General features: G+C 63.7%; 20 protein-coding genes. 1 reads left to right on the top strand and 19 read right to left on the bottom strand.

Annotated elements, in window-relative coordinates; translation table 11 throughout:
- Positions 1-34 precede the first annotated feature (34 nt).
- The 5 genes from ACZ7GB_RS10675 to ACZ7GB_RS10655 all read right to left on the bottom strand — a co-directional run bounded on the left by ACZ7GB_RS10675 (position 35) and on the right by ACZ7GB_RS10655 (position 5,192).
- On the bottom strand, positions 35-1,399 hold the full coding sequence (locus ACZ7GB_RS10675; RefSeq protein ID WP_347431071.1) for a glutamine synthetase family protein: 1,365 nt from the start codon (positions 1,397-1,399) through the stop codon (positions 35-37).
- A 110-nt stretch (positions 1,400-1,509) separates the two neighbouring features.
- Positions 1,510-2,547 carry a TRAP transporter substrate-binding protein gene (locus tag ACZ7GB_RS10670; RefSeq protein WP_078522177.1) on the bottom strand — a complete coding sequence of 346 codons (1,038 nt, stop codon included), beginning with the start codon at positions 2,545-2,547 and terminating at the stop codon, positions 1,510-1,512.
- 43 nt (positions 2,548-2,590) lie between these two features.
- Complete coding sequence (locus ACZ7GB_RS10665) at positions 2,591-3,916, bottom strand: TRAP transporter large permease (RefSeq protein ID WP_083076673.1); 1,326 nt, start codon at positions 3,914-3,916, stop codon at positions 2,591-2,593.
- Positions 3,916-4,422 (bottom strand): TRAP transporter small permease subunit, encoded by a 507-nt coding sequence (locus tag ACZ7GB_RS10660; protein WP_472158639.1) that lies wholly within the window; start codon positions 4,420-4,422, stop codon positions 3,916-3,918. Before ACZ7GB_RS10660 ends, ACZ7GB_RS10665 begins: the two co-directional genes overlap by 1 nt.
- Positions 4,422-5,192: an N-formylglutamate amidohydrolase gene (locus ACZ7GB_RS10655; RefSeq protein ID WP_472158638.1), complete on the bottom strand. Its 771-nt coding sequence runs from the start codon at positions 5,190-5,192 to the stop codon at positions 4,422-4,424. Before ACZ7GB_RS10655 ends, ACZ7GB_RS10660 begins: the two co-directional genes overlap by 1 nt.
- A gap of 146 nt (positions 5,193-5,338) precedes the next feature.
- Between ACZ7GB_RS10655 and ACZ7GB_RS10650 the strand changes: the two genes are divergently transcribed.
- Entirely contained in the window at positions 5,339-6,208 is an 870-nt protein-coding gene (locus ACZ7GB_RS10650) for a MurR/RpiR family transcriptional regulator (protein WP_078602509.1), read from the top strand.
- A gap of 808 nt (positions 6,209-7,016) precedes the next feature.
- On the opposite strand, the gene ACZ7GB_RS10645 is transcribed toward ACZ7GB_RS10650, so the two are convergent.
- The 14 genes from ACZ7GB_RS10645 to ACZ7GB_RS10580 all read right to left on the bottom strand — a co-directional run bounded on the left by ACZ7GB_RS10645 (position 7,017) and on the right by ACZ7GB_RS10580 (position 23,954).
- Positions 7,017-7,955, bottom strand: a complete 939-nt coding sequence (locus tag ACZ7GB_RS10645; RefSeq protein WP_472158637.1) for a sugar kinase — start codon at positions 7,953-7,955, stop codon at positions 7,017-7,019.
- Positions 7,952-10,042, bottom strand: a complete 2,091-nt coding sequence (locus ACZ7GB_RS10640; protein ID WP_472158635.1) for an FAD-binding protein — start codon at positions 10,040-10,042, stop codon at positions 7,952-7,954. Before ACZ7GB_RS10640 ends, ACZ7GB_RS10645 begins: the two co-directional genes overlap by 4 nt.
- A 24-nt stretch (positions 10,043-10,066) precedes the next feature.
- A complete protein-coding gene (locus ACZ7GB_RS10635) occupies positions 10,067-11,236 on the bottom strand; it encodes a Gfo/Idh/MocA family protein (protein WP_472158634.1) in 1,170 nt (389 codons plus the stop codon).
- 93 nt (positions 11,237-11,329) lie between these two features.
- Positions 11,330-12,355: a LacI family DNA-binding transcriptional regulator gene (locus ACZ7GB_RS10630; RefSeq protein ID WP_152844592.1), complete on the bottom strand. Its 1,026-nt coding sequence runs from the start codon at positions 12,353-12,355 to the stop codon at positions 11,330-11,332.
- Position 12,356: 1 nt separating this feature from the next.
- The gene (locus ACZ7GB_RS10625) at positions 12,357-12,689 is read right to left on the bottom strand and encodes a Dabb family protein (protein WP_472158632.1); all 333 of its coding nucleotides are present in this window, start codon (positions 12,687-12,689) and stop codon (positions 12,357-12,359) included.
- 1 nt (position 12,690) lies between these two features.
- Positions 12,691-14,277, bottom strand: a complete 1,587-nt coding sequence (locus ACZ7GB_RS10620; RefSeq protein ID WP_472158631.1) for a GMC family oxidoreductase — start codon at positions 14,275-14,277, stop codon at positions 12,691-12,693.
- Positions 14,278-14,319: 42 nt separating this feature from the next.
- Entirely contained in the window at positions 14,320-15,819 is a 1,500-nt protein-coding gene (locus ACZ7GB_RS10615) for a GMC family oxidoreductase (protein WP_472158629.1), read from the bottom strand.
- Positions 15,816-16,928, bottom strand: a complete 1,113-nt coding sequence (locus tag ACZ7GB_RS10610; protein WP_472158628.1) for an ABC transporter ATP-binding protein — start codon at positions 16,926-16,928, stop codon at positions 15,816-15,818. Before ACZ7GB_RS10610 ends, ACZ7GB_RS10615 begins: the two co-directional genes overlap by 4 nt.
- A gap of 5 nt (positions 16,929-16,933) precedes the next feature.
- The gene (locus ACZ7GB_RS10605; RefSeq protein ID WP_078522164.1) at positions 16,934-17,818 is read right to left on the bottom strand and encodes a carbohydrate ABC transporter permease; all 885 of its coding nucleotides are present in this window, start codon (positions 17,816-17,818) and stop codon (positions 16,934-16,936) included.
- Complete coding sequence (locus tag ACZ7GB_RS10600) at positions 17,818-18,711, bottom strand: carbohydrate ABC transporter permease (protein WP_078522163.1); 894 nt, start codon at positions 18,709-18,711, stop codon at positions 17,818-17,820. The genes ACZ7GB_RS10605 and ACZ7GB_RS10600 overlap by 1 nt, the downstream gene beginning before the upstream one ends.
- Before the next feature lie 73 nt (positions 18,712-18,784).
- A complete protein-coding gene (locus ACZ7GB_RS10595; protein WP_108722337.1) occupies positions 18,785-20,035 on the bottom strand; it encodes an ABC transporter substrate-binding protein in 1,251 nt (416 codons plus the stop codon).
- 54 nt (positions 20,036-20,089) lie between these two features.
- Positions 20,090-21,616, bottom strand: a complete 1,527-nt coding sequence (locus ACZ7GB_RS10590) for an aldehyde dehydrogenase family protein (protein WP_472158626.1) — start codon at positions 21,614-21,616, stop codon at positions 20,090-20,092.
- A gap of 2 nt (positions 21,617-21,618) precedes the next feature.
- On the bottom strand, positions 21,619-22,386 hold the full coding sequence (locus tag ACZ7GB_RS10585) for an enoyl-CoA hydratase/isomerase family protein (RefSeq protein WP_472158624.1): 768 nt from the start codon (positions 22,384-22,386) through the stop codon (positions 21,619-21,621).
- Positions 22,383-23,954, bottom strand: a complete 1,572-nt coding sequence (locus ACZ7GB_RS10580) for an acyl CoA:acetate/3-ketoacid CoA transferase (protein ID WP_472158623.1) — start codon at positions 23,952-23,954, stop codon at positions 22,383-22,385. The genes ACZ7GB_RS10585 and ACZ7GB_RS10580 overlap by 4 nt, the downstream gene beginning before the upstream one ends.
- Between the last annotated feature and the right edge of the window lie 536 nt (positions 23,955-24,490).

Below are 24,490 nucleotides of genomic sequence, written 5' to 3'. Positions count from 1 at the left end.
TGCGGGGTGTAGGGCCCCGCGGGTCTGTCAAAACTCAGGCGCGTTCGAAACCGCGCATCCGCTCCCAGTCGGTCACAACTCGGTTCTGTTCTTCGATTTCCCAGCGGGCGGCGCGCACGTAATGGGCCATCACGTCCTCGCCGAAGGCGGATTTGAGCATGTCCGAACCTTCCAGAGCGCCCAGCGCCTCGGTCAGCGATTTCGGCACCTCGGTCACTTCGCCCGCCTTGTAGATGTCGCCCGCGGCTTCCGGGCCCGGGTCCATCTCACCCTCGATCCCGGCGAGCCCCGCCGCCAGAAGCGACGCGCAGGCCAGATAGGGGTTCAGGTCCGCCCCGCCGATACGGCATTCGACGCGGATGGATTTCGTGCCCTCGCCGCAGATGCGGAAGCCCGCCGTGCGGTTGTCCAAAGACCAGACCGCTTTCGTCGGCGCGAAAAGCCCCTCGCAGAAGCGCTTGTAGCTGTTGGTGTAGGGCGCGAGGAAATAGGTGATCTCACGCGCATGGGTCAGCTGACCGGCGAGGAACTGGTGCATCAGCTCGGACATGCCGTTCGGCGCGTCCTTGTCGAAGAAGGCAGGCTTGCCGCCCTTCCAGAGCGACTGGTGAACGTGGCTCGACGAGCCCGCCTTGTCGGTGTGGTATTTCGCCATGAAGGTCGCCGAGAGCCCGTGGGACTGGGCGACTTCCTTGGCGCATTGCTTGACCAGCACATGCATGTCGGCGGTCTGAAGCCCGCCCGCATATTTCACGTTCAGCTCTTCCTGACCGCATTCGGCCTCGCCCTTGGAACATTCGACCGGCACGCCCGCCGCATAGAGCGCGTTGCGCATCGCCCGCATCGCCGGTTCGGCGCGCGAATTGCCCATCAGCGAATAGTCGACATTGTAGCGCGCGACCGGGGTCGGATCGGGGTAGCCCGCGTCGAAGAGCTGCGGATAGCTTTCCTCGAACAGGAAGAACTCCAGCTCGGTCGCCATCATCACGTCAAAGCCCATGTCCTTGGCGCGCTTGAGCTGCGATTTCAGCATCTGGCGGGGAGAATGAGGGATCGGCTCGTGGCTGTGATGATCGAGCAGATCGCAGATCACCAGCGCCGTGCCCGGCACCCACGGGATTAGCCGCAGCGTCTCCATGTCGGGCTTCATCACGTAATCGCCGTAGCCGCGCTCCCAGCTGGACGCGTCATAGCCCGGCACCGTGACCATCTCCATGTCGGTCGCCAGCAGGTAGTTGCAGCAATGGGTCTCTTCCCATGCGCTGTCGATGAAATGCGCCGCGTGGAACCGCTTGCCCTGAAGCCGTCCCTGCATATCCACAAGGGCTGCGATGACCGTATCGACCTCGCCTGCATTGACCGATTTCTTGAGCGCGTCGAACGATAATTTGCGCGACATGAGTTCCTCCGGGATCAAGATCACCGCGCGAGATTGCCGCGCGGTGCGGGGCCCCACAAGAGGGCAAATGTTGCGTCGTAGGGGCAGCGTTTCCGCCGCCCCCGCTTTGCTTAGCCGCAGCGATAGGGCGGGCCTGCCTTCGCCATCGTCGCGTTGTATTTCTTGAAGATGTCGACGACCTTGGCCTTCAACTCGCTTTCGGCCGCGATCTCGTCCCAGAACTTGTGGGCGGCGTCTTCGACCTTCTGCCATTCGGCGTCCGGAATGGTCGTCAGCTCCATATCGGTGCCTTCGACGCGCAGCTTCGCCTCGCCCGACCAGTACCAGTACTGGCGGTGGTAATGCGATTGATCGAAGCAGGTCTTCATCAGCGTCTTCAGGCGATCCGGCACTTCGTTCCAACGATCCATGTTGGCGAAGAAGTGGCCGATCCATGCGCCCGAGATGTTGTTGGTCAGGAAATAGGGCGCGTTCTTGCCCCAGCCCGAGGTGTAATCCTCGGTGATGCCCGACCATGCGACGCCATCGAGCTCGCCGGTCTGCAGCGCGACTTCGACATCTTCCCACGGGATCGTCACCGGCACGACGCCGAATTGCGCAAGGAAGCGCCCGGCGGTCGGGAAGGTGAAGACCCGCTTGCCGTTGAGATCGTCGAGCGACTTCACCGGCTCTTTCATGGCGAAGTTGCACGGATCCCACGAGCCCGCCGAGATGTGCTTCACACCAACGGCCGAATACTGCTCGTCCCAGATCTCGTTGAGACCCCATTCGTTGAACAGCGTCGGCACGTCGAGCGAGTAGCGCAGGCCGAAGGGGAAATAGCCGCCGAAGACGGTGACCTCGGTGGGCGAGGCCATCGAGTCATCGTCCGATTGCACGGCATCGATCGTGCCCGACTGCATCGCGCGGAACAGCTCGGAGGTCGGCACCAGCTGGTCGGCGTAGTAAAGTTCGATCTCCATCTCGCCATCGGCGATTTCGTTGAAGGTCTTGATGCAATTGTCCACGACCTGTTCGGCCAGCGCGGGGCCGGCATAGGTCTGCATACGCCACTTGATCGGTGTGGTCTGCGCGACGGCCGGGGCCGCAAGGCCCGCCGCAGCCGCACCCACCGCACCGGTGGTGAGGAACTGTCTTCTTGTCGTCATCACTCTCTCCTTGTTGGTTGATCCCGGTTTTTCCGGGTTATGGTTATCTTCCAAGCACCGCATGCGGCAGCCAGAGCGCCAGCTGCGGAAAGATCATCACGAGAATTAGCGTCAGAACCATTACGCCCACGAAGGGGATCACCGAGGCGTAGATCACCGGCAGGGTGAAATCCTTCGGCGCCATCGCCTTCATCAGGAACAGATTATAACCGAAGGGCGGCGTCAGATAGGCAACCTGACAGGTGATGGTATAAAGGACACCATACCAGATCATGTCGAAGCCCAGATGCCGGGCGAGCGAGACATAGACGGGCGCCACGATCACCAGCATCGCCGTGTCGTCGAGGAACATCCCCATCACGAGGAAGCTCAGCTGCATCAGGATCAGGATCTGCCACGGGCCGAGGCCGAGGCTGTCGGTGAAGAAATCCTCGATCGCGCGGCCCGCACCCAGACCGTCGAACACGGCTCCGAAGGACAGCGCCGCGGTGATGATCAGCATGAACATCACGGTGATCTTGAGCGTGTTTTCGGTCGAAACCTTGAAGACCTGCCAAGTGAAGCGCCGCTTGATGGCCGCAGCGAAGACAGCCGCCAGCGCGCCGATCACCGAGGCTTCGGTCAGGCTCGCCCAGCCCTTAAGGAAGGGCACCATCATCGCAACGAAGATGAAGACCGGCATCAGCCCCGCGCGCAGCAGGCGCAGCTTCTCGCGCATGGTGATCATGGCGCGCTCTTCCGCATCCATCGGCGGCGCGAGGTCCGGGTTCATTTTGCAGCGGATCACGATATAGGCGACGAAAAGCGTGGCCATCAGCAGCCCCGGTACCGCACCTGCCAGCCACAGCTCCGACACCGGCTGGCGCGCGATCAGCGAGAACAGCACCAGCACGACCGAGGGCGGGATCAGGATGCCCAAGGACGATCCCGCCTGAATGACGCCCGAGATCATCAGCTTGTCGTAGTTGCGCCGCAGCAGTTCCGGCAGCGCGATCGTCGCGCCAATGGCCATGCCCGCGACCGACAGCCCGTTCATCACCGAGATCATCACCATCAGCATGATCGTCCCGATGGCGAGGCCCCCCGGTAATGGCCCGAACCAGACGTGGAACATGCGGTAGAGGTCTTCGGCCAGACGGCTCTCGGACATCACGTAGCCCATGTAGACGAACATCGGCAGCGTCAGCAGCGGCGTCCATTTCATCAGCTTCATGACCGAGCCGAAGCCCATCTGCGTGCCGCCCGGCCCCCAGAGCCAGAACGCCGCGACGACTGCGACGAAGCCGATCGCGCCGAAGACACGCTGACCGGTCAGCATCATCAGCAGCATCGTCGAGAACATCAGAAGGGCGATGGTGTTGTGATCCATCAGATTTCCTCTCCGCGAATAGTCGCGACATCGCGGATCAGAAGCGCCACGGCCTGCAAGAACAGAAGCGCGAAGCCCGTGGTGATGATGACCTTGATCGGCCACAGCACCGGACGCCACGCGGTCGGGTTTCGCTCGTTATATTCGAAGGAATAGACCGTGGAATCGAAGGCCGAGTAGACCATGATCCCGAGGTAGAACATCAGCGCGAAGACGGTGAAGGCATCCCACCAGGCCCGCCCTTTCGGCGACCAGCGGGAATACAGCAGGTCCATCCGCACGTTCGTGTCGCCCTGAAGCGTCCACGGCGCGCCGAGCATGTAATAGGCAACCAGCGTGAACTGGGCCATCTCGAGCGTCCAGAGCGCGGGGATTTCGAAGATCTTCGTCAGCGATGAGAACAGCATGATCGCCATCATCACGTAGAGCAGGTACATCGCCACCTTGCCGAGCTTGCGGTTGAACCCGTCGATCAGGCGGACATAGGCGACACTCCAGCGTGGCATCAGGCGGCCTCCCCGTTATTTGCGGTGATCTGCGACAGCGCGGCTTGCAGCACCGGGGCAAGCGTCGCGGCCATCGCCTCTTGCGCGGTAGGATCGGCGATCAGATCGTTGCGCAGTTCCAGCATGACATTCCGCAGTCCCATCGGCGTGGCCTGCAGCGCCAGCGTATGACAGACGCCATCCGCGCCGGAGTAAGGTTCGTTAAGACGCGCATCGAGCTGGGTCATGGTGCGGGCCTGCGCCAGGACCTCCTCAGCCAGGCTCGGATCGGCATCGTGGATCACGCCAAGCTCGACCTCACGGGGCTTCCCGAACCAGATCGGCGTGAAGGAATGGACCGTGATCAGCGTCGTCGACCTGCCGCGTGCCAACCGCTCGGCGATGAGACCGCGCAGCGCGGTATGGAACGGCAGGTAAAGCGCCTCGGTGCGGGCGCGGCGATCCTCGGGCGAAAGCGCCGCATTACCGGGAATGTCGTGAATCTCGGAGGTCACGGGCATCGCACCCGGATGATGCGGCGGGCGGTTGAGATCGTAGATCAGCCGCGACTGGCGGGCGGCGACCAGCGGCGCCTCCAATTGCGCGGCCAGACCGCGTGCAAGGCCCAGCGCGCCGGGATCCCAAGCGATATGCGCCTCGCGCTGATCGGGTGTCAGACCCAGATCGCCCCAAGGCGCAGGAAAGGCATTCGACGCATGTTCGCAGACCAGAACGACCTCACCCGGTCGATCCGCGCCTTCGATTTCCACCGCTACATGCGCGCTGTTCAAATCGGTCCCTCTCTGTTGAGCGGCGCGATTCTACGTCGCGTCCTGGGGTCAGGCTCGCCTCGCCAAGCCGCATCTGTCAAGAAAATTTCAGAGAAGAAAATTCTGTTACAATCATTTCTAACTTGATTCGCACGGGGGTGCCCGATTTGTCAGCAGCGACGCAAAGCATCGAAGACAGGCTCCGGACGGGCATCGAAGAGATGACCCGGACCGAGAAGCAACTCGCCGGGCATATCCTGCGCCACTATCCGATGGCGCTTCTGGGATCTGTCGCGCAGCTGGCGCGGGCCGCCGAAGTGTCCTCCCCTACAGTTGTGCGATTGGCGCAGAAGATGGGCTATGGCGGCTATCCGGGGCTGCAGCAGGCGGTGCGCGACGAGTTGGAGGCGCAGCTTGTCTCGCCGCTGGTCAAACACGATCGCTGGGCGGGGGATGCGCCCGACACCCATATGATCAACCGCTTCGCCGATACGGTTCTGGGCAATCTGCAGGCGACGCTGAAGCAGATCGACCACGCCGAGTTCGACGCCGCTGCCGCGCTGATGGCCGACCCAAAGCGCCGCATCTTCGCGACCGGGGGCCGGATCACCGGCCCAATCGCGGCCTATTTCGTGGCGCATATGAAAGTGATCCGCCCCGGCGTCGAGCTGCTCGAACCGCTTTCGAACAGCTGGCCGCCCGCGCTTCTCGAGATGCAGAAGGGTGACGTGCTTCTGGTTTTCGACATTCGCCGCTACGAATCGAGCGTGCTGCAACTGGTGGAGATGGCGGTCGAGCAGGGCGCGGAAGTCGTGCTGATCACCGACCCTTGGGTCTCGCCCGCCGCAACCCATGCGCGGTACCGCTTCTCGGCGCAGATCGAAGCGCCCTCGGCTTGGGATTCGACGGTCGCGATTCAGGTTCTGGTCGAAACGCTCATGGCCGCGATTCAGTCGCTGACATGGGAAGAAACCTCGGCCCGCATGGCGCGGCTCGAGGCGCTTTACGACCGCGCGCGCTTTTTCCGTAGGAAATAGGGCGCGGCGCGCGCCCCTGCGCGAAAACGGCCGGCCCGGAAACGAAAAAGTCGTGCAACCCGGACGAGTTGCGCGACTTTTTGAGTAATGGTGCCCAGGAGATGCAGGCTCGAGGGAGAACGAAATTTTCTCTCGGGCGGTGGAAGTTCCCAGTTTCTTTGGAGAAATCGCTCCGCCCAACTGCGGGTGGAATTTGCGAGAACTGCACCCGGGTGGGGCAACGGGCAAGAGACCTACTGCTTCCGCATGCGCGTCCCGAATGAGTTTACGGACGTCGAACCTCTCCGTGAAATTAACAGGTCTCTTTAGACGAGGGACTCATCAAGGCCGAGGCACGCTGTGCCAACGTCAGGCTTGCTCTCTTCACCGAGTGGAGGGCCCGTCGCGCCGGGCGTGCCGCAGACACACGAGCTATGTTCGAAGCCCCGATCGACATACTGAAGGCCTGGGGCATGAGCTTCAGCCCGATGGCAGACCTGATTACGGGAACTCTCAGCGACGTCCATTCCCGAATCGAGGCCATTGCCAATGTGGATCCTCTGTCGCCCGCAGTCCCGGCAGCACTCGGAGCCATAGGCCTCCCCGACCTGTCTCTCTATGAGAGCCAAAGGCATGCCCATCCTGAAAGCGAATGAGGTTCGTGCGAAGAAAACACGTCAACGCTTACCCATTTTCGGATGCCAGAGTGGTTTGGCGTGGGTGGAAGACCCGCGCCCGACACGGCAGCCTGACAGGTTTGAAGCGTCACGGCGCGGCGGAATGACGACCACCGCATAGGCATGAGGTCACGCGATGGACCGTAACCGCCCTATTCCAGCGATGCCGCGAGGGCGCGCGCTGCGTCCTTGCCCAGCCGCGCGCCCGGCTCGCCCAAGACCGCGCCGCCGACTGTCTGTCCCATGCCGATCGCCTGTTCGACCGGGTACCCAAGAAGACGGGCGGCAAGATAGCCCGCATTGAACGCATCACCCGCGCCGGTGGTATCGCGCAGCTCTGTCAGAACCGGGGTGTCGCGCCGACCGGTGCGCCCTTCGGCAAGATACCAGACGGGTTGCGCGCCATCCTTCACGGCGATCTCCGCCACCCCCTGCCCACTCAATCGCTCCAAGGTCTGTTCCGGCGTCGCATCGCCCCACAAGGCAGCCTCGTCGTCAAAACTCGGCAGCGCGATATCGGTATGGGCGAGCATGCGCAGACACGTGTCACGCGCCTCCTCCGGCGATTGCCAGAGCCGTGGCCGATAGTTCGGATCGAAGGAAATTCGCGCGCCTTCGCTGCGCGCTTTGGCAATCGCGTCGAACAACGTCTCGCGCGCCTCCGGCGAGAGAATGGCGAGGGTGATGCCCGACACATGGACGAGATCTGCGCCGGACAAGGCGCGCCCGAGGGTATCGGGATCATCCGCGAGCCGACGCGCCGCAGAGAGCTGGCGCCAATAGTGAAAACTGCGCTCCGCCCCCTCGAGCTCGATCATGTAGAGGCCCATCTCGCGCTCGGCATCGCGCTGAACGGCGGAGATGTCCAAACCATCCGCCTCCATCACGGCGAGGAAACGACCGGACAGCTTATCCTCGCCGATGCGCGTGACGAAGCCCGCCCTGGAACGCGACCCAAGCAATTGCGCCGCGTGCCACAGCGTGTTGAACGTATCGCCCGCATAGCCGAGGCGGAACGTGCCGCCCTCGACCGGGGCGAGTTCCAGCATCGCTTCGCCGATGGCGACTATCTTCTTCGGGTTCTCACTCATTCGCGCAGGCCTTTCGCATCGAGGTCAAAGATGCGACCGGTCAGCCAATCGGGCCAATCCCGCTCGAAGAACGCGCGCGCACTCTCGTCAAAGCTGCGGTTTTCGCGGGTGTCGATCTTCAAGTCTTCCCCCTCCAGACGGACGAGGATTTGCGTCTGTTTGTCGATGTCGCGCTCCGTCTTGAAGCGGAACGCGCCCAGATCCGTGTCGCGCGCCATCGGGATCGCTTCGCCCTCATCGGAACAGATCGCGCGCGCGCCGCGGCTGCCACCGCCTTGCGAGATATACTGGTCGAGCGCGGCAAGGACGGCCTCGGAGGCAAGCGCCATCTGCTGCCACTGGATCGCGCGCCCGCCATCGCCCGCGCGCTCCGGGGCGATCCCGCCGCTGCGCAAACTCCGGTTCAACTGGCGCGCCGCTGCAAGCGCTTCGGCCACGTCCTCGCCATTGCAGATCATCCCGGCATGGTCGCTCATCCGGGCCTGAACTTCGTCGCGAACCGACTTCACGGAATGCGCGCTGTCCGTGTTCAACCGTGCAAGCAGATCCGTCACCGCCGCAGTGAGGGCCTCCGATCCGACAGCATCCGGCGCATGGGCCGTGCGGCTCGCGCCGATATGCTCGCCGACGCGGGTGCCGAAGACCTGACCGGCATTCAGGGCAGATCCGCCCGGGCGCGTCACGCCATGCGTGCCCGCCGCCTCGCCCGCGGCATAGACACCGCGCAGGTTGGAACGTCCCCAGGGATCGACCGCGATCCCGCCATTCATATGCTGGTTGTTCACCGCGAATTCGAGCGGCGCGGCGGCGATGTCGACCTTGTAGCGGCGGTACAGTTCGATCGCGAGCGGGTTCATGTGGCGCAGCCGGTCGATCGGCAACTCCTGATCCGCCCCGGCCGTGCCCAGATAGGTCCGCACATCCTCGTCGAGGCGGGTAAGTTCGAAGGGCTGATCCCCGGGCACCGGCAGCGGGTTGCGATTGAAGTCCATGAAGACCCGGCGCCCCGCAGCGCTCTCGCGCCAGATCGCCAGATCGACGAGGCTCGACGCGAAATCCAGCATCCGCGTTGCGTGGAACGGCCATTGATAGCCCTTGCGGAACACGTTGGAGGCCAGCTCCTGCGTCGTCCGGTAATATTGCGCGAGGAAATGATGCTCGCGCCCGTCGGCATCGACCGAATAGATATGCGGCAGGGATTGCACGTAGGTCCCCGAAAGGTTCCACGGGAACCCCTCGCGGCGCGTCCCGATGCCGAACTGGCTCTCGGTGAGGTTCACCAGTTCGATCCCCGCTTCAAGCGCGAGACCCAGCGTTCCGAAACAGCCATTGGGATAGACGCTGTCGCGATAAAGCTCGCCCGGCCCGCCCGCCGCTAGCACGACATTCGGCGCGGCAAACAGCACGAGACCATAGGGATTGGCCTCGCTGCGGTCGGATTTGCGGAACGCCAGCGCGCCGGTGGCCCGGCGGTCATCCCCCTCGCCTTCGGTGAGCAGTTGCACGACCGTCGTGTGGTTGAAGATCGGCACGTGGAGCCGCAGCGCCTCTTCCGCCAGTACCTTGACCATCAACCGCGAGGTTCTGGGGCCGCAACTCGTCGCGCGTCCGGTCTCGTCATGGTCGGTCTTGTAGCGCAGCGTCGCGCCGAACCGGTCCTGCGGCAGCGGCAGGCCGAGATATTGCAGCGAGGCCATCATGCGCGGCGAGCCCACCGCCTCGATATAGGCCGTGTCCTCGTCCATCGCGCCGCCAGCCCGGATCGCCCGCGCCATCGCCTGAAAATCATCCCCGTGATCGGCGGTGTTCGCGGTGTGCAGCGTCTGCTTGTCGGAGCCCGAACAGGCGGAGGTCCCGCCCCAGGCGCTCTGGCTCGCGACGACAACCTCGCCGCCGCGCCGCTTGAGTTCGACGGCGGCGCGAAGCCCCGCGGCCCCGCTGCCGACGACGAGGCAACCGGTGCGATAGACCGGCAGGGTGAGGCCCGCGATCTCGAGCATCTCCGGGATCGCCTCGTCGGCCCGCAACCGCGGCATCTCGATATCGGTCAGGGCGTCTAGGATTTCCTGAGGGATTGCACTGTCCATGTCTTGGCTCCGTTTGCGGTCCGGTCAGCTTTGCGGAATATCGACCCAGGCGCGTTGCCGGGACGAGCTCATGCAGGCGTCGACGATCTGGGTGATGTGATGGCCTGTCTCGAAGGTCGGCCACATCGCCTTGCCGGAGACGATGGAGCGGATGACCTCCGCCGCTTCGATGATCTTGGTCTCGTTATAGCCGAGCGCGAAATTCGGCAGCGGCAGGAAGGCCGCATAGGTCGGATGCTCGGGCCCGACATCGATCTCGCGGTAGCCGCGGCGCCCGATCGGATCGGCATTGGTGTAGAAGCGCAGCCGGTTCACCTCGTCGAACGTATAGGCGAGGCTGCCTTTCGTGCCGTAGATCTCGTAGGTCTGCATGAATTTGCGCCCGGTCGCGACACGGCTGAAATCCACGATCCCGTTCGCACCGTTCTCGAACGTGCACAGAAGCTGGGTCGCGTCGGGATTGGTGATATCGGCCCATTCCTCGCTGCCGGTCAGCTCTGCCGTCTCGCCAAGCCCCAGCCCTTCGATCTTGGGGCGGCGCGGTGTGACGATGATGTTGTTGGCGATCAGAGACGAGACGCGACCGACGAGGAATTCCATGAAGCTGAAGACATGGCTGCCGGTATCCCCGACGATCCCGGTCGGCGCGAGCGACCCATCGGCGCGCCACATGTAGGGCACCATCGGGTCGCCATACATGTCGACATGCTGGCACCCTTTGAACATCGTGATCTCGCCGATCTCGCCCGCATCGATGATCTCCTTCGCGAGATCATGGACGGGGTTGCGCGGGAAGCCGTGGCCGACGCGGGTGATGAGGCCGCGCGCCTTCGCGATATCGGCAAGCTCGCGCGCCTCCTCGGCGGACTCGGCGAGGGGCTTTTCGCAGAAGACATGCTTGCCCGCTTCGAGCGCGGCTTTCGCGACCTCGTAATGCAAGTTGTCGGGCAGGCAGATATCCACGAGATCGACCTCGGGATCGGCGATCACCTCGCGCCAGTCCTGAACGATCCGCGAACCGGGCACCCGGGCGGCAAGTTCCTGCGCCCGCGCGGGATTGCGATCGACGAGGGTAACGACGCGCGCCGTACCTCCCTCGGTCCCGAAGAAATGCGGAAAGGTCTGGTAGGCCATCGTATGGACTTTGCCCATCCACCCCGAAGCGCCGAGCACGGCAACGCGGATCTCTGTCATTTAAACACTCCTCTCCTGTTCGCGCCGGTGTCTCTCCGCGCGGTCTCGTCTCTGTTTCGTCCGAACGGGCGGGCCTCCCGTCTCCCTGTCGTCTCAGCCCGCGGGTGTCTCGCCACTCGATCCACGTATGGCCAGCGAGACCGGCGTGCGGATTTCCGGCGCCGGCACCTTGTCGTTCTCGAGCCAGGCCAGGATCGTTTCGGCGACAAGCTTCCCGAAGCCGTCAATGTCGCAGCGCACCGAGCTGAGCGGCGGCCAGGAATGAGCCGCCTCCTCGATGTCATCGAAGCCCACGATGCGCAGGTCGCGGCCGACATTGCGCCCGATCTCGGCGCAGCCGGAAATCATCCCAAGCGCGACCTGATCGTTGAAGCAGACCGCGGCATCGACCTCCGGATGATCCTTTGCCAACGCGTGCGCCGCCTCCCTGCCGAAGGCGCGGCTCGCGCTGCCGGTCAGAACATGGGGCTCGAGCCCGGCCATCTCGATCGCACTCAGATAGCCCGCCATACGTTCCTGCGTGACGGCCCGGCCCTCCAGTCCACCCACGAACGCGATCCGCTTCGCGCCTTGTTCGAGGAGATGCTCGGTCGCGATGCGCGTCCCGTTCGGATAGTCCGGCGCGGCGAAGGGAAAAAGCTCGGTCCGCATCTCGACTTTGCGCAGCACCTGCATCGCCGGAATGCCCGCCCGCTGAAGCGCCTCGAAGCTCAGCGCCTCGTCGCCATAGGCGGGCGACAGGATCATCGCGGAGACGCCGTGCTCGATCATCGCCTCGACCACCTGCGCCTGCAGCTGCGGGTCTTCGTCGGTATTGGCCACGACCGCCGCATAGCCACGGCTCGACAGCGCCATTTGAACGGATGTCGCGAATTCGGTGAAGAACGGGTTGCGCAGGTCGTTGATCACAAGACCGACGAGCCCGGCCCCGGCGCTGCGCAGATTGGCGGCCGCCCGGTTATAAACGTAGCCGATCTCGGTCATCGCAGCCTGCACTTGTTCGCGCGTTTTCTGCTTCACCAAGGGACTGTTCTGGATCACAAGGCTGACGGTCGATTTCGAGACCCCGGCCTTGCGGGCCACGTCGATGATCGTCGGTCTGCGGTCGCTCGGCGCCATGTCACGCCCTCTGCGGCTGAGCCGCGATCTCGAGGTCGAAGACGAGGATGCCGTCGATCCCGCCTTGCGCGTTGGCCACGAGCTTTGCGCCGAGCGCCCGGTGATCGGGATGTTCCTGATAGGCGGCGAGCGCCTCCCAGTCGCGGAAATCGACCGTGAAGCCGTGCATGTAACCGCGCTCGATCTTCTCGGGGCTCTCGGAGCGGCCCGCGCAGATCGCGCCAAGCCCGTCCACCTTGCCCTCGATCGCGTGCAGCTCCTGCCAGAGCGGCGCGATCTCTTCCTCGCTCAGCTCGGGTTTGAATTTGACGAGAACGATGTGGCGCACTGTCATGTCAGCCTCCATGTGACGCGCGGATCATATCGGCGGCTTTCTCGCCGATCATGATCGCCGCTGCGTTGGTGTTGGACGAGATCACGCGCGGCATGATCGAGTTATCGACGACGCGCAGCCCCTCGATCCCGTTGAACCGCAATGTCGGGTCTACGACAGCCCCCGGATCGGCGCCCATGCGACATGTCCCCGCGCAGTGATGCGACGTTTTCGAATGGGTGCAGATGAAATCGAAGTAATCCTCATCGGTTCGGACATCGGGCCCCGGAAGGCGCTCGGCGAGGATATATTTGCGCAAGGGGGATTGCGACAGGATTTCCTGCGTCAGCTTCAGCCCCCGGATCGACATTTCGCGATCAAGCGGATCCTGCAGGTAGTTCGGATCGATCAGCGGCGCCTTCGCCGGATCGTCACTTTGCAGGCGGACGCTGCCGCGCGAGCGCGGGCGCAGGTAACAGGAATTGAGCGTGATACCGCCCTGCGGCATCGAGACGACGCCGTGTTCGATACCGGTCCCGAGCCCGAGATGGAACTGCAGATCCGGGGACCGCGCCTCGGGATCGGCATACCAGAAGCCACCGGTTTCGAACAAAGACGACGCCACCGGCCCCTTGCGTCCGAACAGATATTGCAGCCCCGCCAGCGCCGCCCAATGCGGCTTCGCATAGCGGTCGTAGCTATAGGGCCCCGACAGTTCGCTGATGCAATAAAGGTCGAGGTGGTCCTGCAGATTGGACCCCACCTCCGGCTGGTCGAAGACGACATCGATCCCGAGCGAGGCCAGCTCATCCGCCGGCCCGATCCCCGACAGCTGCAAGAGCCGCGGCGAGCCGATCGCCCCCGAACACAGCAGCACTTCGCTTTCCGCCCGAAGCTGCGTGCCATCGACAAGCTCGACCCCGGTCGCGCGGCCATTCTCGACCACGATCCGGCGCACCTGAGCACCCAGCTTCACCGTGAGGTTCTCGCGGTGACGATTGGGCGCGACATAGGCCATCGCAGCGGAGGAGCGGCGCACATTTCGCTGAGTCAGCTGGTAATAGGCGACCCCGTCCTGCTTCTCGCCGTTCACGTCGTAATTGCGCGGAATGCCAAGCTCGGCGGCCGCTTCGAAATAGGCCTCGCAGACCGGCACGGGCGCGCGCGGATCGCTCACGCCGAGCGGGCCGCCCTTCCCGTGATACCGGTTCTCGAGGCTCGCATTATCCTCGGCCTTGCGGAAATAGGGCAGCACGTCCTCATAGCCCCAGCCGGTGCATCCCATCTGACGCCATTCGTCGTAATCGTGCGCATTGCCACGCGTATAGACCTGCGCGTTGATCGCGGAGCCGCCGCCGATCACCTTGGCCTGCGTGTAGCGAAAGACCTTGTTCTGCATGTGGCGCTGCGGAACCGTGTCCCAACCCCAGCTGCCGATGCCCTTGGTCATCTTCGCGAAGCCCGCGGGCAGATGATAGAACGGGTGGCGATCGCTGCCGCCCGCCTCGAGCAGCAGCACGTCAGCCGACGGGTCCTCGGAGAGACGCCCGGCCAGCACCGAGCCTGCCGAACCGCCGCCGATAATGATGAAATCGTAAGTCGTCTTCATGCTGGCCTCCTTGGCCAAGTCTCTCGCCGCAGCCCGGGTGGCTCAGGCGGCAAGCTCTGTCTGTTCGATATGCTCGGCCGCGCGCAGGGCGAGCGCCGCGACGGTAAGGGCGGGGTTCACGGCAGCCGAGGTCGGCAGGACGGACGCATCGGCGATGAACAGGTTCGGGTGATCGTGGCTGCGGCAGAACGTGTCGACGACGCTCGACGCCGGATCGTTACCCATCCGCGCCGTCCCGCACTGATGCGACGGGGTCTGCCGGTCGAACGGCCGCGCAAGCACGATCGGGTAGCCCGCAGCGCGCAGCTTTCTGCGCAGCATGGCGACGAGTTCGAGATGGGCCTCCCAGTTGGAGCGCTTCCAGTCGAGCCGGATCGTGCCGTCCTTCAGCGTCACGCGACTCTCGGGATTGGGCAGGTCTTCGGACATCGCGTAGAGATCGACCGAACGGTTGGCGATCCAGCTTGCCACCGGTCGCGGCAGCGGCGAAGCCGAGGCGAGGATCGGACCGGAGATTTTGCCGAGCAGCTGGATATTGCCCAGCGGCGCGCCGTTCGCCCCGCCCGACAGGTAGAAATCGTTGATCGCCAACGTTTTCTGGTAGATCGCCCGGTTCCGGCGCAGCGGGTGCAGCGCCAGAACGGCCGAGCAGTTGTGGTTCATGAAATTGCGCCCGACCTGATCGGAACCGTTCGCCAGCCCGGTCGGATGGCGCTCATTCGCAGAGGCCAGCAGGAGCGCCGCGCTTTGCACCGCCCCGGCGGAGAGCACCACGACCGACGCCGTGAGTGTCTGCGTCTGCCCGTCTTTCTCGATCTCGACCCCGCTGATGCGGTTCTCGGCATCGACGATCAGACGCCGCGCCCGCGCGCCCGTCATCAGCTCCACATTCGGGGATTTCAGCGCCGTCGCCAGACCGACGCTTTCGGCATCCATCTTGCCGCCGCAGGTATCGGGGAACGCATCCCAAGGCGTCTGCCCATGCGCGAGCCAACGGTCGATATCGACCCCGAGCGGCAGCGACGACGGGTGCAGCCCGACCGATTTCAGCCGCCGCCGCAGCGCCTTGATATCGGGTTCGTCCGGGACCGGCGCATGGGCGTAGAGACCGGAATGGCGCGGCTCCGTCGGATCCTCTCCAAGCTGACCGCGCACTTGGTACAGCGCCTCGGCCTTCTGGTAGAACGGCTCGATCTCGTCATAGGCGATCGGCCAGCCCGGCGTGGTTCCGCCCTGATGCGCGACGGGCGAGAAATCCGCCTTGCGGTAGCGCATCAGAACGGCGCCGTAGAATTTCGAATTGCCGCCGACATTGTAGTAGTTGCCGGGGCTGAACGGCACGTCATCGCCATCGAGCCAGGTTTCCTCGGGCCGGTAATGACCGCGCGCGAAGATCGCGTCCGGGTCGCGCGCGTCCGGCGTGTCGGGCAGGCGTTCGCCACGCTCGAGCACCAGCACGCGCCGCCCCGTCCGGGCCAGTGCCGCCGCCGTGGTGGAACCGCCCATGCCCGAGCCGATGATGATGACGTCGGCATCGCTCATGGCTGGATGCGCTCCTCCGTCTTGGGATCGAAGGCCACCGCCTTGTCCATGTTGACGGCGAAATCGAAGGCCTCGCCCGCCCGCACGGTCACATCGGCCCGCATCCGGGCGATGGCGTCGCGCCCGCCCAGCGTCATCGTCACGAACGTGTCCGACCCGGCAGGCTCGGTGACGCCGATATGGTTGCGCAGCGAGGCGATATGGTCGGCGTTGCGATCGGCCCCCTCCGGATCGGTGATCGTCTCCGGCCGGATCCCGAGAAGAATTTCGCGCCCGTCCCACGCGGCGAGATTGGGTTGCGGGAAGCTGAGCAGTTGCTCCACCCCGTCATGGCCCGTCACGGCGGCATGGGGCGCACCGTCCTTCACCACGATCCGAGCAGGCACCACGTTCATCGCGGGGCTGCCCATGAAGGTCGCCACGAAGACATTCGAGGGCGTGTCGTAGATTTCCTTCGGCGTGCCGAGCTGCTGCACATAGCCCTTGTTCATCACCGCGATCCGGGTCGAGAGCGTCATCGCCTCGATCTGGTCATGGGTGACGTAGACGATCGTCGTGCCGAGGCTCTGGTGCAGTTTCTTGATCTCGGTGCGCATGTCGACGCGCAGTTTCGCGTCGAGGTTCGACAGCGGCTCATCGAACAGGAACACATCCGGGTCACGCACCAGCGCACGGCCCATCGCGACGCGCTGACGCTGACCGCCCGAAAGCTGCCCCGGTTTGCGGTCGAGCAGATTGTCGATCTGCAGCATCTCCGCCACCCGGTTCATCGCGTCCTCGCGTTCAGGTTTGGGCGTGCCATGCATCTCGAGGCCGAAGGTGATGTTCTGGCCGACGGTCATGTTCGGGTAGAGCGCGTAGGACTGAAAGACCATCGCGATGTTGCGCTTCGACGGGTGCACACCGTTCATCGTGCGCCCCTTGATCGAAATCTCGCCGGAGGTGATCCCTTCCAGCCCCGCGATCATGCTCAGAAGCGTGGATTTGCCGCAGCCGGACGGGCCGACCAGCACGAGGAATTCACCTTCATCGACCGAGATGTCGACGCTGTGCAGCACTTCGACCGCGCCGTAGGACTTGGTGACGTTTGAAATATCGAGGAGACCCATTGGCATTACCCCTTGACTGAGCCCGCCATCAGGCCGCGCACGAAGAAGCGCCCCGAGACGATGTAGACGATGAGAGTGGGCAGCGCCGCAAGGATCGCACCCGCGAAGTGAACGTTGTAGGCCTTCACGCCGGTCGAGCTTTGAACGAGGTTGTTCAAGGCGACGGTCATCGGCTGGCTGGCCTGCCCGGCGAAGGACGACCCGAACAGGAAGTCGTTCCAGATATTGGTGAACTGCCAGATGATCGTGACCACGATGATCGGCCCCGACAGCGGCAGCAGGATGCGGTAGAAGATCCGGAAGAACCCGGCCCCGTCGATCTGCGCCGCGCGCACCAGCTCGGTCGGGAAGGCCGAGTAGTAGTTGCGGAAATAAAGCGTCGTGAAACCGAGCCCGTAGACGACGTGAACGAGGATCAGCCCCGGCACCGAGCCTGCGAGCCCGATCATGCCCAGCACCCGCGCCATCGGGATCAGCACGATCTGGAACGGAATGAAGCACGAAAACAGCAGCATCCCGAAGAGGATCGTGTCGCCGCGGAACCGCCACTTGGTCAGCACGTACCCGTTGAGCGCGCCCATGATGGTCGAGATCGCCACCGCCGGAACCACGATCAGGATCGAGTTGATGAAGTAGGGGCGCAGGCCGGTCGGTTGAACGCCGATCTGGGCCGAGGACCAGGCTTCGCGCCAGGGCTCGAAGGTCCAGACATTGGGCAGCGCCATCATGTTGCCGCCGGTGATCTCGCTCAGAGGTTTGACCGAGTTGATCAACATCACCGCGAGCGGCAGCAGGTAGAACAGCGCGAACAGCAGCAGGAAGAGATAGATGAAGGTGCGGGTCACGCGATTTGTGCGGATCGCGACCCCGGTATCGACGGCGCCGGACATTACTTCGGCTCCTTCAGTTCAGCATAGAGATAGGGGATCATGATCGCGGCGATGGTCATCAGCATGATAACCGCCGACGCTGCGCCCACGCCCATCTCGTTGCGGGTGAAAGTGTAGGAATACATGAAGGTCGCGGGCAGTTCGGTTGCCCGGCCCGGGCCGCCACCGGTCAGCGCGATGACGAGGTCATAGGATTTGACCGCGAGGTGCGCGAGGATGACGAAGGCCGACAGGAAGGCGGGCCGAAGCTGCGGAATGATGATGCGGCGATAGAGGTTCCAGTTCGAGGCGCCATCCATCTGTGCCGCTTTCAGGATCTCGTTGTCGATGCCGCGCAGTCCGGCGAGGAACATCGCCATGACGAAGCCCGAGCTTTGCCAGACCGCGGCGATCACCACCGTGTAGATCGCCATGGACGAGCTTTTGATCCAGCCGAAATGGAAGCTCTCCCATCCCCAGAGATGCAGGGTATGTTCGATGCCGATGCCCGGATCGAGAAGCCATTTCCACGCCGTGCCCGTCACAATGAACGACAGCGCCATCGGGTAGAGGAAGATCGGGCGCAACATCCCCTCGCCGCGGATTTTCTGATCCAGAAAGATCGCGAGGGTGAGGCCGATCGCGATACAGATCGCGATGTAGAGCGAGGCGAAGATCGCAAGGTTCTGGACCGCGATCGTCCAGGTCGGCAATTGGAAAAGCCGCCAGTAATTGTGCCAGCCGACAAGGTCGAAGCTCGGCAGGATCCGGCTGTTTGTGAACGACAGGTACCCGGTGAACACGATGAAGCCGTAGACGAAGATCAACATGGACGCGACAGAGGGCGCGAGGACGATCTTGGGAATCCATTCCTGAAGCCGGGTACGCAAGTCTGACTGGACCGGACGGGCCATTGCTCTCTCCTTTGGGGAAATGAGACGGATGGGTGAGGTTCGGGCCGGTCAGATCGACCGGCCCGAGGGCCTGTTACTGAGCCAGCGACACGGCCTTGACGAGTTCCTTGGCGGCGGTCTCGGCGTCATATTCGCCGTTGAAATTCGCCGTCACCACGTCATAGATCGCGTTCTTCACCGAAGCCGGGTCAGCATGGCCATGCGCCATCGAACCCAGCAGCGTGCCGTTCTCGCTCGCCGATTTCAGCTGAGCCATCGCCTTCTTGCCGCAAGCGTCGAACTCTTCGTCCGACACGTCCGTACGCGAGGGAACAGAGCCTTTCACCGTGTTGAAGGCGATCTGGAACGACGGCGACATCACGGCTTTCGCCATCGCGTCCTGCGCGGCCTGCGCATCCTCGCCCACCTTGAACATCGCGAACTGGTCGGAGTTGAAGGTCACATCGCCTGCGGTCCCCGGGGTGCGGAAGCAGCCGAAATCGACCTCGGCTTCTTTGCCGGCCCGAAGGAATTCACCCTTGGCCCAGTCGCCCATCATCTGGAAGGCGGCTTCGCCATTGATGACCATCGCGGTCGCGAGGTTCCAGTCGCGGCCCGAGAAGTTCGGGTCGACGAAGCTGTGAAGCTGCTCCATGCGCTTGAAGGATTCGACCATCTGCGGACCGCCGAGCGCCTCGGGATCGAGATCGACGAAGGCCTTCTTGTAGAACTCGGGGCCACCGACCGACAGCACGACGCCATCGAACATCGTGGCTTCCTGCCAGGGCTGGCCGCCCGCGGCGAGCGCGATCTTCCCGGAATCCTTCACCTTCTGCATCGCAGCGATGAACTCGTCCCAGGTCTTCGGCTCTTCGATGCCGAGATCGGCGAGCATCTTCTTGTTCGACCAGACCCAGTTGGTCGAGTGCACGTTCACCGGAACCGCGACCCAGTGGCCGTCATATTTCGAGAACTTCTGCAGCGCCGCAGGCACCACGGCATCCCAGTTGCCATCGGCCGCGACCTTGTCGAGATCGGCCAGCGCGCCTTGCTGCGCCCAGTCCGAGATGTCGAAACCGAGCATCTGAACCGCGGTCGGCGGATCACCCGAGGTGACACGCGCACGCAGCACGGTCATCGCGCTTTGGCCACCGCCACCTGCGACGGGCATGTCCTTCCAGCCGATGCCTTCTTTCTGCAGATCGTCCTTGAGGACGTTGAGCGCGGCTGCTTCGCCGCCCGAAGTCCACCAGTGAAGGACCTCCACATCCTCCGCCTGTGCCGACCCTGCCACGAGCGCCAGAACGCTCGCCATTTTCAGTGTCCGTCCGATGTAACTACGCATGATTTTCCTCCCTCTTGCGTTGTCGTCACACTCCCTCCCGTGCGACCGGTCAGGTCATTCGGGTCTCACCCAAGGCTCACGCGTGCGACCGATGCGCATCACGAGCGTCTTGATCTCGAAGAACTCCTCGAGGCCGTAGCGTCCGATCTCTCTCCCTTGACCGGACTGCTTGACCCCACCGAAGCTCAATTCCGGGAAACCGTCCATCCAGGTATTCGTCCAGACGGTCCCAGCCTGCGCCCGCGTCGAGAACTCGAGGCAGGTGTGGACGTTCTCGCTCCAAACGCCCGCAGACAAACCGTAGCTTGCATCATTCGTTAGCGCTACCGCTTCGTCCATCGTGCGGAAGGTCAGAACCGAGAGCACCGGTCCGAAGACCTCCTCGCGGGCGATCGCCATCTCGGGCGAGACGCCGCGCACGACGGTGGGTTGATAGAATTGCCCCTCGAGGCCCGGCACGGTCATCGGCCCGCCACCCAGCGCGATCTCGGCGCCTTCAGTGACGGCCGCGCGAACATAGTCGTCGATCTTGCCCTGATGCTGGACGGAGATGATCGCCCCGACCTGCGTGCGCGGATCGAGCGGGTCGCCGAAAGCCACGCGCTTCGACAGGTCCACCACGCGCTCGACCACCTCATCCACGATATCTTCATGGACGATGATCCGGCTGCTCGAGTTGCAGCATTGCCCGGTGTTGAAATAGACGCCGAAGGTGATCGCATCGGCTGCGCTCTCGATATCGGCATCGGGGAACACGACTTGCGGGTTCTTCCCGCCAAGCTCCAGCGCGACCTTCTTCAACGTGCTCGACGCGGCCGCCGAGATCGCCTTGCCGACCATGGTCGATCCGGTGAAGGTCACCATGTCCACGGCCTCATGCGTCGTCATCACGCTGCCCACGGAAGCTCCATAGCCCAGAACGATATTCACGACGCCCGCGGGCATCCCCGCCTCGAACAACAGCTCCCCGAGCATCACCGTCGTCGATGGCGTCAGCTCGGACGGCTTGATGACCGTGGTGCAGCCGGCGGCAAGCGCGAAGGGCAGCTTCTGGCTCAGGATCCAGAACGGGAAATTCCAGGGCGTGATCATCGAGACGACGCCGATCGGGTCTTTCACGACGACGCCGAGCATGTCCGGCCCCAACGTATTGTGGCTGTCCCCATGCATGGTGCGCGCCAGCGAGGCCGCATAGCGCCACAGGTCCGCAGCGCCCGACACTTCGGCCCGCGACTGCGAGATCGGCTTGCCGCTTTCGAGCGTCTCCAGCAGCGCCATGCGCTCGACATTGCCCTCGATCAGATCGGCGACGCGCAGCAGGATCGTGGCGCGCTCCTTGCCCGAGACCCGGCTCCAGATGCCACTGTCGAACGCCTCGCGCGCCGCAACGATCGCAGCTTCCGCATCGGCTTCGGCGCCCAGCGCGGCGCGGCTCACGAGGCAGCCATGCGCCGGGGACATCCGATCGTAGGTCTCGCCAGAGGCACTGTCGCGCCACTCACCTGCGATCAGGTGACGACAGATAAAGGGCTCTGCGGGGATCGCCGCATCGACGGCAGAGATCAGGTTCAGCTCGGTCATGTTCAAAGTCCCGAAAAATTAGGTTTGCGTTTCTCGCGGAAAGCCGTGACCCCTTCGGCGCGATCTTCGCTGGCCGAAATGGCGGCACTTCCGAGCGCCTCAGCCATGGCACCGCGATCTTCACCCGCCGCGACATGGATCATCGATTTCGTGATTTCGACGGCGCGGGGCGATAACCCGAGCGCACGGTCGATCAGGGTCTGCGCTGCCGCGCGCGGATCGTCGGAGATCGCGGCCACGAAGCCGACCGCCAAAGCCCGCTCGGCTTTCACCCGGTGACCGAAAAGCGCCATCTCCTTCACCATCGGTTCGGGCAGCAGACGCATCAGCCGCTGCGTGCCCGACCAACCGGGAACGATCCCGACGCCAGCTTCCGGGAGGGCAAGGCTGGCGCCGGGTGCCATGACCCGAAGGTCGCAGGCTGCGGCAAGTTCGAGACCGCCCCCGAAGGCGTGTCCGTTCAGCGCCGCAATCGTCGGCTTCGAGAGGCGCGCCAGCCGGTCGAAGATCCGGTGCCCGTCGCGGACCCAATGCCGCGCGAACTGGGCCGGGCTCAGATCGCCCCAACCGTTGATATCCGCCCCGGTGCAGAAGGCCCGGTCGCCCTCGGCGCTCACCAGCACGCAGCGAATCTCGACGTCTCGTTCGATCCGATCGAGATGCGCCTCGAGCGCACTCAGCATCTCGACCGTGAGGGCGTTCATCTTCGCCGGGTTGTCGAGACGCAGCTCTGCAACCGCGCCGTCGATGATCAGGTGAATATCGCTCATGGCGTCCACCCCATCGGGGCATCGGCGAGCAACTTCGTGGACATGGTGACGGCATTCTCCGCCACGCGCACCCGCCCCTCGGAGGCGCCGACGATATCGCGCTCGGGATCGATTCCCGGCATGATTTCGGTCGCGATGAGCCCTTTGTCATCGAGCCGCATCACGCAGCGCTCGGTGATATAGAGCACCTCCTGCCCCTGCTCGCGGGCACGCTCCCCGGAGAAGGTGACATGCTCGACCCGGTCCACCATCTTGGTGAACTTGCCCGGCGCACGGACGCGGATGCCGGTGTCATCCATCTCCATCTGCGCCCCGGCCTCGAACCAGCCCGAGAAGACGATCTTGCGCGCATGGGCGGTGATGTCGACGAAGCCGCCGCAGCCAGCGGTCAGGTAGGGCTTCTTGCCGAGCTTGGAGACATTCACGTTCCCCTCGACGTCGACTTCGAGGAAGGACAGGAAGGACATGTCGAACCCGGCGCCCTGGAAATAGATGAATTGCTGCGGCGAGGGCACGTAGCCATCGGCGTTCGACGCGCAGCCGAAGGCGAAGCCGGTCAGGGGCATGCCGCCCACCGCGCCTTGTTCGATTGCCCAAGTGACCGCATCGTGGTGACCTTCTTCGAGCAGAATACGCGGCACCATCGCCGAAATCCCAAAGCCGAGATTGGCCGTCATGCCTCCGCGCAGCTCCATCGCCGCGCGCCGTGCGATCACCTTCTCGATCCCGTGCTCGGCCAGTTCGAAGCTCGACCACGGACGCATTACCTGCCCCGAAATCGCCGGATCGTAGGGCGTCTCGCAGGTCTGCTTCTGATCCTCATCCACGACGACGTAATCCACGAGGTGCCCCGGCACGCGGACATCATGGGGACGCAGCGAACCCGCCGCGGTGACGCGCTCCACCTGCGCGATCACCAGCCCGCCATTGTTGCGCACCGCAATCGCCTGCTCGAGCCCGCCGAGATAGGCGCCCTCGTGCTCATAGGTCAGATTGCCGCGCTCATCGGCGGTGGTCGCGCGCAGGATGCAGACATCGGGGTAGATATTCGGGAAATGGAGCCAGGTGTCGCCATCGAACTCCACCCGGTGAACGATGGGCGCGCCTGCTGCGCGATCGTTCATCGCACAGCCCTCGCGCTCGGGATCGACGAAGGTTTTCAGACCGACCTTGGTCATCACCCCCGGACGCCGCGCGGCCGCTTCGCGATGCATGTCGAACAGGATGCCGGAGGGCACGTTATAGGCAGTAACCCGATCCTCGACGACCATCTTCCAGATTTCCGGCATCGGCAGGTTCGACGAACCCGACGGATAGGATCCGGCCAGAACCGTGCTGAGCAGACCATCCTTGGCGATATGGTCGATGCCCTTCACACCGTACATGTCCCCCGCGGCGATCGGATGGATCATGGTCAGGTTCTGCGGATGTTGCTCCTGATCGAAGCGCTCGCCGATCGCCTTGAGCACGGAATCGGGGCAGCCCAACGCCGAAGACGAGGACACCGTGATGATAGCGCCATCCTCGATTTTCCCCACTGCTTCCGATGCACTGACGATCGTGCCCATAGTTCGCTTCTCCCAATCCAAATTGCCGACCCCAGACAAGATTTCAGTCGACGCGCCCCAAAAAGACTCAGCAAATAGGAACGTTCCAAATACCTATAGGAACGTTCCAAATTTGTGTCAAACGTTTTTAGCTGAGCAAATTCATTCGATAGGACATGGAAACGAGGCGATCGCGCAAAGAGGCCCCTTCTTGCCGGGCTAAGGAGGTCGGCGCCCCGCGCACAGCCTTGACGATGAGGAGCAACTGTCAACGGCGGGGTAAAATCCTGCCATCGGGCGGCGCAAAAACCGGCGACTTCGGGGTAAGGGCGCGACGCGCACTATGAGACAGCGACCGGTCAACCGCGCTCCCCAGGTAGCGGGCAGTTGACTGGCCGCCTTGGCCCGTGAAGGCCAAGCCTTCATCGGCTGGATCAGGCGGCGTCGGTGGACTTGCGTGCGCGGCTTTAGGCGAGCCGGTAATCGCGCTGAAGAGATGGCGAGCCAATACGCATCTGGGCGCGCCACCAAATCCTTTCCGCATTTGCTCCACTGAA

The sequence above is a fragment of the Thioclava sp. PTB-PU3-1 genome (assembly GCF_055666785.1).
This window is presented reverse-complemented; position numbering and strand designations above follow the sequence as displayed.

Bases quoted from the DNA above. Each gene is read 5' to 3' on its own strand.
- ACZ7GB_RS10640 (WP_472158635.1), bottom strand. From the start codon at position 10,042: ATGGACAGTGCAATCCCTCAGGAAATCCTAGACGCCCTGACCGATATC.
- ACZ7GB_RS10580 (WP_472158623.1), bottom strand. From the start codon at position 23,954: ATGGGCACGATCGTCAGTGCATCGGAAGCAGTGGGGAAAATCGAGGAT.
- ACZ7GB_RS10625 (WP_472158632.1), bottom strand. From the start codon at position 12,689: ATGACAGTGCGCCACATCGTTCTCGTCAAATTCAAACCCGAGCTGAGC.
- ACZ7GB_RS10635 (WP_472158634.1), bottom strand. From the start codon at position 11,236: ATGACAGAGATCCGCGTTGCCGTGCTCGGCGCTTCGGGGTGGATGGGC.
- ACZ7GB_RS10645 (WP_472158637.1), bottom strand. From the start codon at position 7,955: ATGAGTGAGAACCCGAAGAAGATAGTCGCCATCGGCGAAGCGATGCTG.
- ACZ7GB_RS10615 (WP_472158629.1), bottom strand. From the start codon at position 15,819: ATGAGCGATGCCGACGTCATCATCATCGGCTCGGGCATGGGCGGTTCC.
- ACZ7GB_RS10585 (WP_472158624.1), bottom strand. From the start codon at position 22,386: ATGAGCGATATTCACCTGATCATCGACGGCGCGGTTGCAGAGCTGCGT.
- ACZ7GB_RS10660 (WP_472158639.1), bottom strand. From the start codon at position 4,422: ATGCCACGCTGGAGTGTCGCCTATGTCCGCCTGATCGACGGGTTCAAC.
- ACZ7GB_RS10670 (WP_078522177.1), bottom strand. From the start codon at position 2,547: ATGACGACAAGAAGACAGTTCCTCACCACCGGTGCGGTGGGTGCGGCT.
- ACZ7GB_RS10605 (WP_078522164.1), bottom strand. From the start codon at position 17,818: ATGTCCGGCGCCGTCGATACCGGGGTCGCGATCCGCACAAATCGCGTG.
- ACZ7GB_RS10675 (WP_347431071.1), bottom strand. From the start codon at position 1,399: ATGTCGCGCAAATTATCGTTCGACGCGCTCAAGAAATCGGTCAATGCA.
- ACZ7GB_RS10620 (WP_472158631.1), bottom strand. From the start codon at position 14,277: ATGAAGACGACTTACGATTTCATCATTATCGGCGGCGGTTCGGCAGGC.
- ACZ7GB_RS10590 (WP_472158626.1), bottom strand. From the start codon at position 21,616: ATGACCGAGCTGAACCTGATCTCTGCCGTCGATGCGGCGATCCCCGCA.
- ACZ7GB_RS10595 (WP_108722337.1), bottom strand. From the start codon at position 20,035: ATGCGTAGTTACATCGGACGGACACTGAAAATGGCGAGCGTTCTGGCG.
- ACZ7GB_RS10665 (WP_083076673.1), bottom strand. From the start codon at position 3,916: ATGGATCACAACACCATCGCCCTTCTGATGTTCTCGACGATGCTGCTG.
- ACZ7GB_RS10630 (WP_152844592.1), bottom strand. From the start codon at position 12,355: ATGGCGCCGAGCGACCGCAGACCGACGATCATCGACGTGGCCCGCAAG.
- ACZ7GB_RS10610 (WP_472158628.1), bottom strand. From the start codon at position 16,928: ATGGGTCTCCTCGATATTTCAAACGTCACCAAGTCCTACGGCGCGGTC.
- ACZ7GB_RS10600 (WP_078522163.1), bottom strand. From the start codon at position 18,711: ATGGCCCGTCCGGTCCAGTCAGACTTGCGTACCCGGCTTCAGGAATGG.